The sequence below is a fragment of the Roseibium sp. MB-4 genome, assembly GCF_053005265.1.
In genome coordinates this window covers 842,849-859,215 of sequence record NZ_JBRKQB010000001.1, presented here as the reverse complement: position 1 = coordinate 859,215, position 16,367 = coordinate 842,849, and the positions used below count along the sequence as shown (strand labels likewise).

Genomic DNA, 16,367 nt, shown 5'->3' with positions numbered 1-16,367 from the left:
TCCGCTAGTTATTGCGCGCTAGGCTCTGCAAATGAGTGGGCCCCGGGTCTCACCTCGTTCGCCCGGGGTGACCGCAGTGCCGGGAACAGTTTCTCCAGCCGTATTTCTGCCTCGGAGAGTGGAACATTTCCCGTCCCCCCGAAAACAGTTGCATTGTCCGGGCACAGCCAGAAGATCAGGCTGGCAGTCCGAGAACGTTGGCGATCATGAGGCCACTCGGCGGTTCAATCAGGCCAGCCATCAGGCACACACCGACGAACAGCATCGTCACATAAAGAAGTGTGAGATAACTCGCCATGAGGTTCTGAAGAGTGGCGATGAGCCCGTCGCCTTCACCCGCACGTTGGTCGCCGCGGTTGGACCAGCGCTGCTTCGACAGACGGAAGATGCAGTAGACCTTTACCGACGCGTTGATCAGCTGGTTGAAATAGAGAATGAACGGATAGCTGAGGTCGACTTTCCGGGCGTACTGGTAGAGAAACAGCGACAGCAGCATGCGGGTTATGCAGATAAAGACCACATATCCGAAGATGTAGTAGGGGTCATAGAGAAACGTGGTGCAGACAGCAAGCACCGGGCTCACCAGCATGGTCCACATGGAAACGCGCTGGTCCAGAAGGCACCACCAGATAAAGAACGGCATCCGGCCCGGCCCCAATGCCAGGGCGCGAGAACCATTGCGCAGCATGTTTCCAGACCAGCGGCGGAAGTTCTGAACCATCCGGTCCATGCCCGAACCTTCAATGACTTCAACCGTGTAGCCCATGGCATCGGGCACATAGAGCATGCGGCAGCCGGATTGGAGCATGTAGTACCAGGTGCTCTTGTCATCTCCGGACAGGAAGCGGAACTTGCCCCACAGCCAATGTTCCAGATGGTCTGCTTCGAGAAGACGGATAAACTTGAGTTTTGTCAGGTGGTTCGCCCGAAAAACGGACATCCGTCCCGTTAGGGTCAGAACCCGGCCGGAGAGCGAGTGGGATTGCATGGCCAGCCGGCGCTGCGCAAAGCGCATGGTCAGCCAATTGGCAATCCAGCGCGGGCCGATGCAAAGCACTTCCTCATCTGTCGTACAGGCCTGCAGGTCCGGGTAAAGTTTGAAAAGCGGCAGGCATGCACCAACAGCGTTTTTGGCCAGGATGAAGTCGCCATCCATGAAGATGATCAGGTCGTCGTCTTCCACATCACCCCGGCTCATCGCACGCAAAACGAGACCAATCGCCAAACGCTTGCCTGGCTGGTTCTGCCGGACGACATGAAGGGTCACATCGAGGTCGGACCATTCCCGGGCCAGAAGATTGGAAATGAGGTCTTCGTCATACCGGTCGCCGGAGCCGAGCCAGATCGTGCCCGGAACACCGGCGTCCCGGATTTCGCGGCAGATCGACCGGATCACCTTTTCCGTGATGTCCCGGTGTTCCTTATAGGTCGTCATCATGAAGTGGAGGTGGCGGGGACGCCAGCCGTCATCCCACACCTTCTTTCCGGCATCCCGCATGGAGGGGTAGACAAACTTGCCATAGATCCACGCCCGTACCGCGTGAGTGAACCACCAGCCATAGCGCCAGATGCCAAGGATCCCGATGACAAAGGTGATCTGTTTCGTCGCCGGGCTGAAGAAGACGTTTTCAAAGGTGGTCAACCCGACAAAGCAAAGTCCGAAGTAAAGGCTGATCTGGAACAGCGCAAACGGTGTCCATTTAGCCAAACCCTTCGGTTGATGCGTTATTTCATCCACGTTGAAATCTTGTTGCAGGGACCGGCTCATGTAGCGTCTCCGATGTAGCCCGAGATCAGCCGCAAGACCTTGTTTGCGCGGTACCGCTCAAAGTAGACGGTGACGGGTGTTCCTGATTGGGGAAGGGCGCCCTCTTTTGCGACCAGATCGACCTTTGCAGAGCGCGCATCCGGTGCCCTGAACCGGTGCATTTGTGTGGTCTCATCAATGAAACCGTCTGTGCGGCTGATCATATCCACTGTTGCTTCGATCCAGCGGTCTTCTGCCGGCACATAAATGCGAGCAGGGCTGCCCTTGCGGACCTGAGTGATTTCTTCCTGGGTCAGGAAGGCCGTGATGACCCGGTGATCGCTTTCTTCCAGAACCATAATCGGGGCACCGGCTTTAAGCGTTTGACCATCGGCTGCAATCACATCCACAACAGCGGCATTGGAGCCAACCGTCACCGGCATCATTTCAGGTTGAGCGCGCAGCTCTTCCAAAAGATTGGTGCGGAAGTCGACTTCCTGCTGCCAGCGGGCCACTTCGGCAATGCGTTCGGCCTTGAGGCCGCTGAACTTGTCACCGTTCAGGATGCCGATGTTCCCGCCTTCAGCGCCCAGTTTTTCCAACTCGGCAACGTGAATGATGTGCTTTTCAAGCGCGCTCTTGGCTGTGGCCAGCTCAAGCTGTGCCGTGGCGAGTACATCCCGCTTCAGATAGCCCTGTTCAAACAGGGTTTCATATCTGTCTAAACGGTCACGTGCGGTCTCAACCGCAAGGTCAAGTGTAACCGTTTCGGCGCGGGCCTGGCGCAGATCATTCGCCGCAACGAGGCTGTAGCCATTTTCGCGGTCAGCTTCGACTTGAAGATAAAGCTTGTGCTCGGAGAGCTCTACTTGCGCCTGCATAAGTGCGGTTTCGGCTTTCCGGATTTCGGAAATCAGAGCATCGTTCTCGATAAAGGCGATCGGAACACCAGAAGCTGCAATATCACCAGTGCGCAGGTTCAGACCTTTCAGCCGACCGGTTGCCGGTGCCGTGACCTGATAACGTTCTGCACTGACGACTGCGGTGGAGATTTCCAGACGGAAGAGCGTTGCGAAAATGTAGATCCCGACATACCCGAAGACTGCAATGCCAAGGACGAAATAGAAGAGCGTCATGACGATCTGCTTGATCGGCCAGCGGCGGACGGGGATTTCCTGTGCCGGATTTGGGTCCGGTTTGGTCGGCACCGGCGTGACCGGTGTATCGATGCGAACAATCGTGTCGGTGACGTCTGTCATCTTGCCGCGGACGAGATCCTCGACAAAGTGTTGCATCAAAGCGGTTTCCCGCTCGCCAAGGTCAACAAAGCGGAAAGCGACTTCTTTGGTGTCTTCACTCGAACGGACGACTTCGGCACTTGCCTTCAAGGTGATGTTGAAGCCTTGGAACGGCAGGGTGCACAAGAGAGTGTGCTCCGATCCGACCTCAGGAAGCGGCGCAGAAAGGCCGGAGATCCGGCAACCGCCGAGCCCCCAATCCGCAGCATCAAAAGTCTGATCACCAAGGGTGACGCGCATCGGCGCTGTTACCCTGTAGTGCAGCCTTTGGCTGGGCCTTTCATGAATGATGTCCACTTTTGCAACCTTTGATCTCAACGACACCCATCTGTTCGCAAGGACGATGCCAAACTGTTGGGGGGACAATCAGAGGCGATGTTTATTTCGGAGATAGGGATTATCTAATTGAAAAATATACGGAAAAAAATGAAGTTCGCATTGGGCAGAAAACCGAAATTTGCAAAATGGGAACCTTGGAAACTTGAGCGCCGTCACTTGGCGCTTCCGAATTTGCAAAAAACCGTACCGGACCAAAAACAATAAGGGCCGCGTTTTTCTCAAAACGCGACCCGGTCTTTTGAGTTGCTTAGAGGATGAAGCAGTCGTTGTCGTGCAGGGCCGACACTGTCTGATTACCGACACCGACCAGCGTGCAGACCTCCTGATAGGCATCGTTGCCCTGGCGGTCGATCAGGAGGGTCAAGTCTTCGCCAGCCATATCAACGTCCAGGCGCGCAAGCGCGGCTGAGTAGTCGATGGTTGTCGTGCCTGGCTCGCTTGAACCGCCGCTGCCTTCACCGTCCTCGGCACTCACGGCTTCGGTGACATAGGAGATCAGAGAATGAAGCATCTGGCTGAGGTCGATCTTGTCGGTGCCAATCAGGAAATCCGTGATCGTGTCTGTGCCACCTGACAGGTCATAGGACCGGTAGACAAACGTATCGCTGCCGGCGCCGCCTGTGAGTGTGTCAGCGCCCTGGAGGGAGCGGATGGTGTCGTCACCGGCACCGGCTTCGATCACGTTGGCGTCTCTCGAGCCCTTCAGGATATCATCTCCGCCACCAGAGACGATGTTGTCGATGAACTTGATGGTATCGGTGCCTATCTCAAGACCATGAGCCTTCTTGTTGTGAAGGGATATGGAGAGATCCACGTCAAAGGCGGAGTAATCAACGGTGTCGTTGCCCCGGCCGCCATGCATCATGTCGTTCCCGGCATCGCCATAGAACGTATCGTCCCCATGACCGCCATACAGTTCGTCGTTATGGCTGCCACCACTCAGTTCGTCGTTGCCGGAGCCGCCTTTCAGTACATCCGCGCCAGCACCTCCGGTCATGATGTCATCGCCGGAGCCACCAATGAGACTGTCATCTCCATGACCACCATCCATGGTGTCGTTGTCGGCACCACCTTTCAGATCATCATTGCCGTAGCCGCCGATCATCGTGTCAGCACCGGAGCCGCCAACCAGAACGTCGTCATCGTTGCCGCCATCGAGCGTGTCGTCGCCAGCACCACCTTTGAGTTCGTCATTGCCGTAGCCTCCACTGAGGTTGTCGACGCCCGAGCCGCCAACGAGGCTGTCATCGCCGTTACCACCGTCAAGCATGTCGTCACCGGTGCCGCCGATCATCTCATCGTTGCCGGCTTCCCCGTACAGGGCATCGTTACCGTTGTTGCCGTTCAGTTTGTCGTTGTGGTTGCCTCCGTTCAAAGTGTCGTTGCCGGAGTTGCCATAAAGGTCATCCTCTCCGGAGTTGCCCTTGAGGTTATCGTCCCCGGACCCGCCGTGCAGATCGTCGTGGCCATTGTTGCCGGACAGATCGTCGTTGCCGGACCGGCCGTGCAACTCGTCGGAACCGTCGCCGCCGACAAGGATGTCGTTGTCAGACCGTTCGATTTCGACAACTTGGTTGCCGACACCTTCATGGCTTGGGTCCGGATCGGTGCCGCCATCATCCTGCTGATAATGCGCATTGAGGACCAGTGCGTTTTGCACCCCGATATCCACGGTGAAGACGCTGTCGTCAAAATCCCGGTCGCCGCCGTTGTAAAGGTCTTCAAACCCGAGCGTGATTGTTCCGGCATCGGCTTTCAGGACGCCGGTGGTGTGCAGTATGCCATCCGGGTTCAGATCAACGGTCTCGCCGAAAGCCGCGGTATGATACGGGTTGGTGCGGATCATCGTCTCCGTGCCGTCCGCCGCGATATGATACAGCCGTGGACCGTCACTGTGGATGGTGGCTTGGTTGCCATCCGCATCCTTGAACATCAACTGCGGGGCGTTTTCACCGTCCTGCCGAACGTCCAGGTCCAAGCCCTGATAGCCATTGTTCAGGCTGTAGCCATTGGAGATAATGAAGAAACCGAGCGTGTCACCGGCCTGGACATCCAGGTATTCCCGGCTTTCACCTTGGATCAAGTTGCCGCCGCTTCCTTGCAACGAGGCATTGGGCCACAAGATCTCGACGTCTGTGATTAGTCCATCTTCCTGGATCTTGTAGTCGCCGAAGGTGTTTCGATAGCCGGCTGTTTCACCTTCGAACACGACAGACACCGGATGATCATCCACGATCTCAATGCCCGTGACCTCGACCAGATCCGGTCCACCGGAGCCGTAGAGGATGTCGTTGCCGTTGTTGCCGTAGAGGATATCGTCCCCGGTGCCACCCCAGACTTCGTCATTTCCGTTGTTGCCGGACATCACGTCATCCCCAAAGCGACCGGACATGACGTCCGAATGCCGGGTGCCGACAAGTGTATCGTCTTCATCCGTCCCTATCATGGGACGCGTTGCGGGCAAACTTGCCATTTCCTGTCTCCTTATTTCTTACGAAGGACGCAATCGAAGGAGGCAGTTGCAGGGAATGGGCCACTAACCTTACAGAATGTTCATGTAAGAGATAAGTTATTTCAATGAGATAGCGGTAGTGTCGATTTGAATTCGAGCGATATTACAGTTTTGCATGACCCCGTTTTCGATTTTGAGAAAGCCGCTCCGGAAAATGCAAAACTTGAATTCTGGGCAAATCAGCACTTCAGCTTATGAATAGCTGTGGGGATTATTGACCGCCTTAGAGACCCAGCCGGTCGCGGATCCGGTAGACCATGACCGAGGGTGCCAGAAACCAGGGATTACCGGTGTAGAACGGGCGTGTCGGGTTGGGGATCATCTCAAAGGCCGACGGTGTAGTTTCCCGCCCGGCTGCCTTGCGGCCAATGCGCATGCCCAGATAACTCGCCATGCCGACACCCGACCCACAGTAGCCGTTTGCGTAGAACAGGCCCTTGTCTTGCCCGCAATGGGCGAGCGTGTCGAACGTATAGCCGACAAACCCCATCCAGCCGTGACTGACCTTGAACGGCCGCAATTCCGGGAAGAGGGCGCACATGTCCTGGTGCAGCTTGACCGCGCTGCTGCGGGGATCGGTCTCGCTCAATGAGACGCGGCCGCCAAACAGAACGCGCTTCCGGTCCGGCGACAGCCGGTAATAGTAGACCAGCTTCCTTGTATCAGAGAGGATCCTGTCCGTTGGAAACAGACGATCCACGAGCTCTGTTGGCAGCTCTTCGGTCGCAATGACATAAGACCCGATCGGGATGACCCGGCGCTGATGCCATGGCGACAGGGGACCGGAATAGCCGTTTGTGGCCAGAATGACCTTCCCGGCGCGGATCTCGCCGCGTTCGGTCAGTACCTTGAAACCAGATCCGGTCCGCTCCAACGACAAAGCCCGGCAACCGCCAATAACATGAGCGCCAGTTTCCAGGACTCGCTTCAGCAGCGCTGGATGATATTTTGAGACATCAACACTGCAATGATGCGGGAAGACGATGCCGCCGTGATAGGCCTCCGTGCGAAGCTCGGAGGCCATGTCTTCCTTTGAAACCATGAAGGCGTCTGGCTTCCAAACCGGATGTCCGGTCGCAGCTTCCTTTGCGAGCTTGTCGTAGAGATGCGGCTTGTGGGCCCCGTGAAACCGGCCGACCTCCTTCAACCCCATATCCAGACCGTCCGCTGAAAGCTGGTGCATGTAATCAAGAGACGCTTGGCCTTCCTGGCAAAGCGCGGTTGCCAGTTCCTTTCCGTAGCGTCCCGACAATGCGCCAAATGAGGGCTTCAGGCTGGTTGAGAGCTGGCCGCCGTTTCTGAGACTGCAGCCCCAACCGGGGTGTTCGGCATCGATCACCAGCGTGCCCAACCCCTCGGAGGCGGTTTGTAGTGCTGCGTTCAAGCCGGTGTAGCCAGCCCCGATAATCAGGACATCAATTTCATCTGGACGTTCCCGCTCGGGCAGAGAAACCTTGGGCGCAATGTCTTGCCAATAGGGCGTTGTCTTGTAGTCCGCCGCAAACACATCGCTTCCCATGGTAGTCGTTCCTTATGCTGACCTGGCGTCTTCCAGAATAAGATCTGCGCCTTTTTCGCCCACCATGATCGCCGGGGCATTCGTGTTGCCGGATGTAACCGTCGGAAAAATCGAGGCATCGACAACACGCAAGCCCTCGACACCGTACACCTTCAAACGCGGATCTACGACGTTGTCCGACCTGTCCGGTCCCATCCGGCACGTGCTGACTGGGTGGAAAACTGTCGAGCAGCGGTTGCGGACATCATCCAGCATCTGTTCGTCTGTTTGAACCTCTGGGCCGGGTGTCATTTCCGTCTCGATGACTTCCTGAAGTGCCGGGCTCGCCGCGATCTTCCGCAGCAGCCGGCATCCCTCGATCATCTCCTTACAATCGTGATTTGTGCTCAAGGAGTTCGGGCGGATGGCCAATCCCTCGTAGGGGTCTGAGGACTTCAGCTCAACATGTCCTCGGCTGGTTGGCCGGGTCGGTTGCATTCCGAACAGGAAACCAGCGAAAGGATCCGGGTTCATAAGCGGGCGTTGTCCCTTCGGCGCCTTGGTGTAGCTGACCGGAGAGAAGTAGAGCTGCATGTTCGGCCGTTCGCACTCCGGATTGCTCTTCACAAACCCGCCGCCCTGATTGAGGCTGATGGAGAGCGGACCGCCGCGGGTCAGAACATACCGGATGCCCTGGGCCAGCTTTCCCCACCACGGGTAGAGCTGCTGGTTCAGGGTCGGAACCTTGGACTTGTAGAGGTAGTCGAGGCCAAGGTGATCCTGCATGTTCTTGCCGACGGCAGCGCTCTGGACCTTGGGCTCAATGCCCTTGGCCTGAAGTTCTGCGCCGTCTCCGATACCGGAGAGCATCAGGATCTGTGGCGAGTTGATTGCCCCAGCGCTCAAGATGACCTCGCGCCGGGCAGTAACTTTATGTTCGCCGCCATTCCTGTCGTAGACCACACCGGTCGCCCGGTTGCCATCCAGAAGGACACGCTTTGTGTGCGCTTTCGTCAGGATGGTGACATTCGGCCGCTTTTTCGCACGTGACAGATACGCCCGGGCCGTCGACATGCGAAAACCGCCTTTGGTCGTGATCTGGTAATGGCCGACGCCTTCCTGGTCCGCGCCGTTGAAATCCGGGTTGGACTTGAAACCGGCTTGTTCGCTAGCCCGGAAGAAATTCTGGCACAGCGGATGCGCATGCTTGTCCACGCTGGAAACATGCAGCGGGCCGTCTCCGCCGCGGAAGTCATCCGCACCAGCGTCGTTGGTTTCGGAGCGTTTGAAGTAGGGCAGGACATCGTCCCAACCCCAGCCCGGATTGCCCATGGCTTTCCAGTCTTCGAAATCCGCGTGCTGGCCGCGGATATAGACCATGGCGTTGATCGAGCTGGATCCGCCAAGCACCTTGCCGCGTGGCCAATAGCCTTCGCGGTTGTTCAAGCCCGGATCCGGCTGGGTGTAGTACATCCAGTTGATGTGCTTGTTGTAGAACGCCTTGCCGTAGCCGACTGGCACCCAGATCCAGAAGTTTAGATCCGAGCCGCCAGCCTCCAGCACGCAGACCGAATACTTGCCGCTTTCAGACAAGCGGTCTGCGACGGCGGCACCGGCAGAACCGGCACCGACGATGACAAAGTCAAACTCAGCCATGGTGTCTCCGCTCTAAGCGTTCTTGTCACGCTGGACTAGGATGGACAGGAGCGCCAGCAGGCCAGAGCCAACCATCAGGAAGAACGAGACCGCGTTCAGAACCGGTGTCGAACCAACCTTGGCCATGCGGTCATACATGGTGATGGTGAGCGGAGCCTCGGAGCCGACCAGGAACAGCGTCGTGTTGAAGTTTTCAAACGACACCAGGAAGGCAACGATGCCTGCAGCAATCATTGCCGGCCGCAGGAAGGGCAGGGTAATTGTGCGAAGCACCCGGGCCCGGCTGGCGCCGAGATTGAACGCGGCCTCTTCCATGGTTTCATCGAACTTCTTCAACCGGGCGGTGATCACCAGAGAGGTGATTGTCGCAATGAAGGAGAACTGGCCCAAAACCACCAAGAGCATGCCCGGCCGCAGGAACTCCAGTTCCAGGTCGAACTGGTTCTCCATGTAGTTCGCCGTGTCGCTGGCAAGAACCAGGATCGAGATACCGAGGATAACACCCGGGATGACCAGCGGAACGACCATGAGAATGTAAAAGAAGTTTTTGGCTGGAAAATCTCCGCGAACAAAGAGGAAGGCATTGGTTGTGCCGACGAACACCGACAGTGCTGCCACAAAGATCGCTATCACGAACGAATAGTAGAGCCCTTGAAGCAGCCGCCGGTCATGGAACATGCCAAGCTTTGGCTCAGTGTCGGAGAAGAACCAGTCCAAAGTAAAGCCTTGCCACGGCAACGCCGGGAACAAGCTGTCATTGAAGGCAAAGGCACCGGCTGAAATCAGCGGAGCAGCCAGAAAGATGAAGAACGCCAGTACATAGAGCCGGTATCCGAAGAGGAACGGCGTTGTCTTGTTTGTCGCAAGCATGATTGTCCTCCTCAGCTCTTGGCAACAGTGTTTGCCAGCGTCTGACCACTCAGCTTCAAGCCGAGCCAGATGACGATGGAGGTGAACAGCAAAAGCAACATGCCGAAGGCCGCGCCGCCTTCCCAGTTAAACCGGGTGATGAACTGGTTGTAGATCTGCTCCGTGAACCAGCTGGAATTTTTGCCGCCAAGCAGGATCGGCGTGAGGTACGACCCGGCCGTCAGCATGAACGTTACGATGCAGCCGGCAACGATTCCTGGCATCGCATAAGGCACAATGATCTTGCGCAGCACCGTGAAGCCGTTACCGCCAAGATTGTATCCCGCCTCGATCATGGAATTGTCCATCCCGTCGAGCGTAGAGACAAGCGGAACAATCATGAACAAGATGACGGTGTAGACGAGACCGATAATCACCGCGACGTCGTTGTAAAGGAACTCAACCGGGCTTCCGATAACGCCGGTCCAGACGAGAAAGCTGGAGATCACGCCGGTTTCCCGCAGAAGAAGAATCCAGCCGAACGAGCGGATCAGGTCACTTACCCAAAGTGGGATGAGGCAGAGCAAAAAGAGCCCGCCGCGCGCCCGTGGCCCTGCGATTTTTGCAATGTAGTAGGCGATTGGAAAGCCGATCAGCAGTGCCAGAGCCGTAACCAGAAGGGACATCGATCCAGTGCGCAGAAGCGTGTTCCAGTAGATCGGTTCGTTGATGAACTCCAGGTAATTGGCGAAGCTGTACTCGTAGACCCGCGGCGCAACTTTTTCTTTGAGAGACAGGATCACCATGCCAATGTGCGGCAGAATGATCAAAAGTATGATCCAGAGCGCAAAGGGCGCAAACAAGAGGATCAAAGAGAGGCGTTTGATGTCCTTTTGCATCAGGCATGCTCCTCGTGTGCAAAGCACATGGCCTGCTTGGAGGACCAGATCAAGCGGACCTCTTCACCCGGTTTGATGTCATTGTGGCCGGTTAGCGTGACATCAGATTCAATCAACTCACCATTGCCGGATCGGACCAGAACCCGGCTGTTGGCTCCATTGAAAAGAAGGCTGTCGACGACACCATCCATCTGATTGTCGCCTTCAATGCCACCAGAGCCACTTTCCGATGCCCGGACCGTGTGGATGAATTCCGGCCGCACGAAGATGTCGACCTTGGCTCCTTCCGCGACCGTGTTCTGGCCAGCTGCGGAGAAGCTCATCGGCAAGCCTTGGGAGGTTTCGACCTTTCCGCCGGTGCCGTCGCTCGATTTGACGGTGCCTGACCAGCGGTTGCTGTCGCCGACAAAGCCCGCGACGAAAGCCGTCTTTGGCTTGTGATAAAGCTCTTGCGGGGTGCCGATCTGTTCGAATTCGCCTTGGTTCATGATGGCGACGTTGTCGGACATGACCAAGGCTTCGGACTGGTCGTGGGTGATGTAGATAAACGTGGTGTTGAACTGGTGCTGCAGCAGCTTCAACTCGATTTTCATGGCTTCGCGCAGCTTCAGATCGAGCGCGCCGAGCGGTTCATCGAGGAGCAAAACGTCCGGGTCGAGCACCATACAGCGGGCAATCGCGATCCGCTGCTTCTGACCACCGGACAGCTGGTGAATTTCACGTTCCGCGACATCGGGAAGAGCAATTCGTTCCAGGACATCGTGTACTTTCTTTTTGATGTCCGCGTTGTTCATCCCGGTACAGCGCAAACCGTAAGCGATGTTTTCATAGACGTTCATCATCGGAAACAGGGCCAGATGCTGGAACACCATCTTGACGTTCCGCTTGTTTGGCGGCGTTCCGAGAACAGACCTGCCCTTGATCTTGATGTCGCCTGATGTGGGCTCCTCAAATCCGGCAATCATGCGCATCAAAGTGGTTTTGCCACAGCCGGATGGACCAAGAATGGAAAAGAACGAACCGCTTGGGATGTCGAAGGAGACGCCTTTGACAGCCTGGAAGGACCCGAAGTTCTTGGTCACACCGGCGCATTCAAGGTCGTATTGGGGAGTATTTGTCATTGTTTTGGACGCTTCTGGAGAAGTGAAGAAAGGTGGGGGGACACCGTATGGCGGCATCCCCCGAGAATTAGGCCTAGGCTCTACGGCAAATTGGCCAATTGGCGGCAGCTTTTGTTCTGTTGCCGCCAATATATTAAGTGGCCGGTTGTTTAGCCGCCTGTCGCTGCCTTGATTTTCTCCAAGGTTTTACCTTCCATGTCTTCCACGCCCGGAGGAATGTTGGCGAAGAACTTCAGGTTGTCGATGTCGGCATCGGTGAAGGCCGCATTCACAGCTGCTTTCTTGTCTTCCGGCAGGAGGTCCTTGCCGCCCTTCACAGCTGCAATCGCACCGGTGCTAGCAGACATCAGGGTCACGTTTTCCGGACGCAGGACGAAGTTGATCCACTTGTAGGCTGCATCATCGGCCTTGCTCTTGCGCGGCAATGCGAACGTGTCGATCCAGGCTAAAGCTCCTGTTTCCGGCGGAATGAAGGTGATGTTCGGGTTCTGGTCAAACAACTTGTAAGCGGTTGAATCCCAGGTTTCCGAGGCCACGATTTCGCCAGATAGCATCATAGCGCTGAGGTCGTCGCCGCCCTTCCAGTAGGCTTTGATGTTGGCCTTACACTCGATGAGCTTGTCGGCAACCTTGTCGAGAATGCCCTGGTACTTCTCAAGATCGGAGTAAGCGTCGAACGGGTTTTCGCCCATGGAGAACGCGGTACCAAGCAAGATCGTGCGCTTCAGGCGCATGGAAGTCTTGCCCTTGTAAGCCGGGTCACAAAGATCGCCCCAGCCCTTGAAATCCGGCGCTTTGGTCTTGTCGGCCATCAGACCGGATGTGCCCCATTGGTGCGGAACAGCATAGACTTCGCCGTCAATGGTCGTGTTTTCCTTAACGCCATCCAGAAGCTTGGCTTCCATCACGTCCGTGTCGATTTTGGAAAGATCAAGCGGCTTGTAGATGTCGTATTCCAGCTGTGCCGCGTAGATGCGGTCATGGCTCGGCTGAGCGAGGTCAAAACCAGCACCGCCGGTGGCGCGCAGTTTGGCGATCATTTCCTCGTTGTTGGAGAAAGTCACCTCGACCTTGATATCAGGATATTCGGCTTCGAATTTCTGGATGAGTTCATCCGGAGCATAGGATCCCCAGGTTAGAAGCCGGAGTGTTTCAGCTTGTGCCGCGCCCGCACTGGCAAGCATTGTTGCCGCCAACAGGCCGGTTAGAGTCGATTTGAATTTCATTACATCCTCCCTGGATTGGTGATGGTTCCGTTTGAGGCATCAGGCCTCTGTGGGATCCTGGAATATGCAGCCAGCGCATGGGCTTACCGACAAGATTGCGGCGGAGCATGGATAATACCCGCCACCCTTCATATTGCTAAATATACTTATTCACCAGTGACCCCTCGGGTTTTCTTCAAAGCTTTGGCCTAAGTGTTGTCCAACCGGAAAAGCCTCTGGTGCGGTATATTTCACTATTCAATTCAGCACGAATTTGGGTTGTCCTGGCATGACCTGTTCGCTCTTTAGACGCAGGTTCTTGCTGGCTGTCCCCTCTGCGAAGATCCCGCACTCAAGCAGATCAAGACCTGCCGGAAGTGCCGGAACTGCAGATTTCAGCCGCGCCTGACGTTCCTTCACCGCGCTGAAGTTCCTAGGGAGAGACGGTAAGTATCAATTGGACTGCAAAATATATCCATTGCAGATAATTTTTCAGACCAATTGATAAAAGCGGTCTGCTATGCGAGGCGGCATTTCGGCAAGACGTCCTTAAGTGCCTGAATACCCTTTCGGATGTCGTCCGGGCTTGCACTGCCAAATCCGAGAACCAGGCCACGCTGTTGAATATCCGCCAGAGCATAGCGGGACAGCGGGGCCGTTGTGATCCCGAGTGCAGCAGTTTCAGAGACGATCCGCTGTTCATCCAGATTGGCGTTGGTCAGGCCAACGGCGTGAAAGCCGCTGCTTGTCGGTTGCAGGTCGATGTCGCCTGCAAGGCTGGAAGCTGCACCCATCAACGTGTCGTGCCGCTCTTTATAGACTTGGCGCATTGTGCGGATGTGAGTGGCAAACATGCCTTCGTCCATGAATTCGGCAACCATGGCCTGCGTCACGGTCGGGACACCGCTGAGCCAGGTAAGAAAGATTCGTTCAAAACTTTCTACAAGTCCTTCAGGCGCCAAGAGGAACCCAAGTCGAAGGGCAGGGAACAACGACTTTGAGAACGTCCCGACGTAGATCACACGATCGTGGGTATCGATGCTTTTCAAGGTCGGCGGCGGCTGGTCGCCGTAATAAAACTCCCCGTCATAATCATCTTCAACGATCATGGCGTCCGCTTCACTGGCAGCTTTCATAAGGGCGAGTCGCCGCGAAAGGCTCATGACGTTGCCGAGCGGCTGCTGATGCGAGGGGGTCACAAAAGCCAAGCGAAAGTGGGGGGCTTTTTTCAAGCCGTCCTCTACGCACAATCCTTCTGCATCGACATCAACGGGGATGGGCTGAGCGCCGATGGCAACAAAGGCATTGCGCGCCCCGATCGCACCAGGGTTTTCGAACCAGATCGGTTCGCCTGGATTGACCAGCATGCCGCCGATTAGGGAAAACGCGCGTTGTGCGCCGTTTGTTATGAAGATCTGTTCCGGGGCGCATTTGATTCCACGTGAGGCGTTCAGCTGACGTGCAATTGCCTCCCGCAACGGCGTAAATCCGAAAGGTTCGCCATAGCCCGCAATATCGTCCCGGTCTTTTCGCCAATGCCGCGCAGACAGCTTCGCCCATTGCGCCATTGGAAACGCGTCTAGAGCGGGGAGGGCCGTGACAAAGGCTTGGGATTTGTGCGGCAGCCGTGTGCGGACCTTGAAGTCGGGTATCGCATGTTTGGAGGCATGGGACAGGCGCGGGATGGCCTTGATGTTGTCGTTCGACGACGGCTTCGGCCTCGGCTCAAGCCGGGCGTGCAACGCATCGCTCACGAAAGTGCCGGCGCCTACACGGGCTTCCAGAAGGCCTTCCGAGATCAGCCGGTCGATCGCATCAATTACCGTTGTCCGCGAAACGCCGATCTCCTGGGCAAGGGTTCGTGTCGCTGGCAACCGATCGCCTGGCGTCAATGCGCCGGTCAGCAACAGATCCCGCAAAGCCATGTAGAGTTGGATCGAGATTTTCTTATCAGCGTGCTTGTCAATCTTGATCGATGACAGAACCGCCCCGGCATGCCGTTTCATCGCAATTCTCCAATTGGTCTGGGAGATTGCGCAAAACGGACCTTCTATCAAGTCCAATTCTGAATAACTTGATAGTCCAATTACAAGAAAACTGCGCTCAGGGAGCCTCGTTCAAGGACCGCAAGCCCCATGAAAATACAATCAATCGAGACATTTACCAATGAATTTGTCTGTTTCACCCGTGTCACGACTGACAGCGGTGATACGGGCTGGGGACAGGTCGCACCTTACTACGCCGACATCACGGCCGAAGTTGTGCACAGGCAAGTGGCGCCTTACGCGCTTGGAGAAGACGCGCTTAATATCGATCATTTGATGGACATTATCCCCGATCGCGAGCACAAGTTTCCCGGATCCTATCTGCGCCGTGCAATGGGCGGTCTCGACACAGCGCTATTTGACCTGCGTGGCAAGCTTGAAGGCAAGCCTGTGTGTGAACTGCTGGGTGGAACGACGGGCAAGGTTCGCGCTTACGGGTCTTCCATGAAACGGGACATTATCGCTCAAGACGAAGCGGATCGCCTGAAACGCCATCAGGATGAACGCGGCTTTACGGCGTTCAAGTTCCGCATCGGCGCAGAGTGCGGCCGAGATCAGGATGAATGGCCCGGACGGACAGAGGAAATTGTGCCGCTAATGCGCAAGAGCTTCGGTGATGAGACCGCGCTACTGGTCGATGCGAATTCCTGTTATTCACCGGCGAAAGCGATCGAGGTCGGTCGGTTCCTGGAAGCCAACGGCATTTCTCACTACGAGGAGCCGTGCCCGTACTGGCATTATGACCAGACAAAGCAGGTCACTGATGCGCTCGACATTGACGTTACCGGAGGTGAGCAAGACTGCTCGCTGGTCGACTGGAAACGCATGATCGATGAGAAAGTCGTCGACATTATTCAGCCGGACATTTGTTATCTCGGCGGCATGGTGCGCACGATGAAAGTCGCGAAAATGGCCCACGAAGCAGGCATTCCGTGCACCCCGCATGCGGCCAACCTGTCCCTGGTGACGCTGTTCACCATGCACCTGCTGCGCGCCATTCCGAATGCCGGAAAGTATCTGGAATTCTCCATCGAGGAGGAAGACTACTACCCGTGGCAGTATGACCTCTTTGTCAAATCGCCGTTCGATATCATCGAAGGCAACGCGATTGTGACGGACGCACCAGGTTGGGGCGTTGAGGTCAATCCGGAATGGCTCGCCAAATCCACATACAAAATCAGCTCTCTGGAAGGCTAAT

12 protein-coding genes and 1 pseudogene are annotated in these 16,367 nt (G+C 56.2%); 2 read left to right on the top strand and 11 right to left on the bottom strand.

The features are described from left to right. Positions 1-175 precede the first annotated feature (175 nt). The 11 genes from ACVDG4_RS04145 to pdxR form a co-directional block, all read right to left on the bottom strand. Positions 176-1,768: a glycosyltransferase gene (locus ACVDG4_RS04145; protein WP_306147077.1), complete on the bottom strand. Its 1,593-nt coding sequence runs from the start codon at positions 1,766-1,768 to the stop codon at positions 176-178. Continuing rightward, entirely contained in the window at positions 1,765-3,342 is a 1,578-nt protein-coding gene (locus ACVDG4_RS04140) for a PilZ domain-containing protein (protein ID WP_447234113.1), read from the bottom strand. The genes ACVDG4_RS04145 and ACVDG4_RS04140 overlap by 4 nt, the downstream gene beginning before the upstream one ends. Positions 3,343-3,631: 289 nt before the next feature. Continuing rightward, the gene (locus ACVDG4_RS04135; protein ID WP_447234112.1) at positions 3,632-5,857 is read right to left on the bottom strand and encodes a DUF4114 domain-containing protein; all 2,226 of its coding nucleotides are present in this window, start codon (positions 5,855-5,857) and stop codon (positions 3,632-3,634) included. Positions 5,858-6,119: 262 nt separating this feature from the next. Beyond that, positions 6,120-7,415: an NAD(P)/FAD-dependent oxidoreductase gene (locus ACVDG4_RS04130; protein ID WP_447234111.1), complete on the bottom strand. Its 1,296-nt coding sequence runs from the start codon at positions 7,413-7,415 to the stop codon at positions 6,120-6,122. Between the two features lie 12 nt (positions 7,416-7,427). Further along, positions 7,428-9,050: a GMC family oxidoreductase gene (locus ACVDG4_RS04125; protein WP_447234110.1), complete on the bottom strand. Its 1,623-nt coding sequence runs from the start codon at positions 9,048-9,050 to the stop codon at positions 7,428-7,430. A gap of 12 nt (positions 9,051-9,062) precedes the next feature. After that, a complete protein-coding gene (locus ACVDG4_RS04120) occupies positions 9,063-9,920 on the bottom strand; it encodes an ABC transporter permease (protein WP_409691890.1) in 858 nt (285 codons plus the stop codon). A gap of 11 nt (positions 9,921-9,931) precedes the next feature. After that, positions 9,932-10,798: an ABC transporter permease gene (locus tag ACVDG4_RS04115; RefSeq protein WP_209175785.1), complete on the bottom strand. Its 867-nt coding sequence runs from the start codon at positions 10,796-10,798 to the stop codon at positions 9,932-9,934. Continuing rightward, positions 10,798-11,919 carry an ABC transporter ATP-binding protein gene (locus ACVDG4_RS04110; RefSeq protein WP_447234109.1) on the bottom strand — a complete coding sequence of 374 codons (1,122 nt, stop codon included), beginning with the start codon at positions 11,917-11,919 and terminating at the stop codon, positions 10,798-10,800. Before ACVDG4_RS04110 ends, ACVDG4_RS04115 begins: the two co-directional genes overlap by 1 nt. A gap of 149 nt (positions 11,920-12,068) precedes the next feature. Beyond that, positions 12,069-13,145 carry an extracellular solute-binding protein gene (locus ACVDG4_RS04105; RefSeq protein ID WP_133949906.1) on the bottom strand — a complete coding sequence of 359 codons (1,077 nt, stop codon included), beginning with the start codon at positions 13,143-13,145 and terminating at the stop codon, positions 12,069-12,071. A gap of 237 nt (positions 13,146-13,382) precedes the next feature. Further along, on the bottom strand, positions 13,383-13,544 hold the full coding sequence (locus ACVDG4_RS04100) for a hypothetical protein (RefSeq protein WP_306147089.1): 162 nt from the start codon (positions 13,542-13,544) through the stop codon (positions 13,383-13,385). Between the two features lie 98 nt (positions 13,545-13,642). Continuing rightward, entirely contained in the window at positions 13,643-15,130 is a 1,488-nt protein-coding gene (gene pdxR / locus ACVDG4_RS04095; protein WP_447234108.1) for a MocR-like pyridoxine biosynthesis transcription factor PdxR, read from the bottom strand. Positions 15,131-15,238: 108 nt separating this feature from the next. Between pdxR and ACVDG4_RS04090 the strand changes: the two are divergent. Both ACVDG4_RS04090 and ACVDG4_RS04085 read left to right on the top strand, forming a co-directional pair. Continuing rightward, a pseudogene (locus tag ACVDG4_RS04090) lies at positions 15,239-15,565 on the top strand (mandelate racemase/muconate lactonizing enzyme family protein); the annotation flags it as partial. Between the two features lie 48 nt (positions 15,566-15,613). Continuing rightward, complete coding sequence (locus ACVDG4_RS04085; protein WP_447235083.1) at positions 15,614-16,366, top strand: mandelate racemase/muconate lactonizing enzyme family protein; 753 nt, start codon at positions 15,614-15,616, stop codon at positions 16,364-16,366. The last annotated feature ends 1 nt before the right edge of the window (position 16,367 follow it).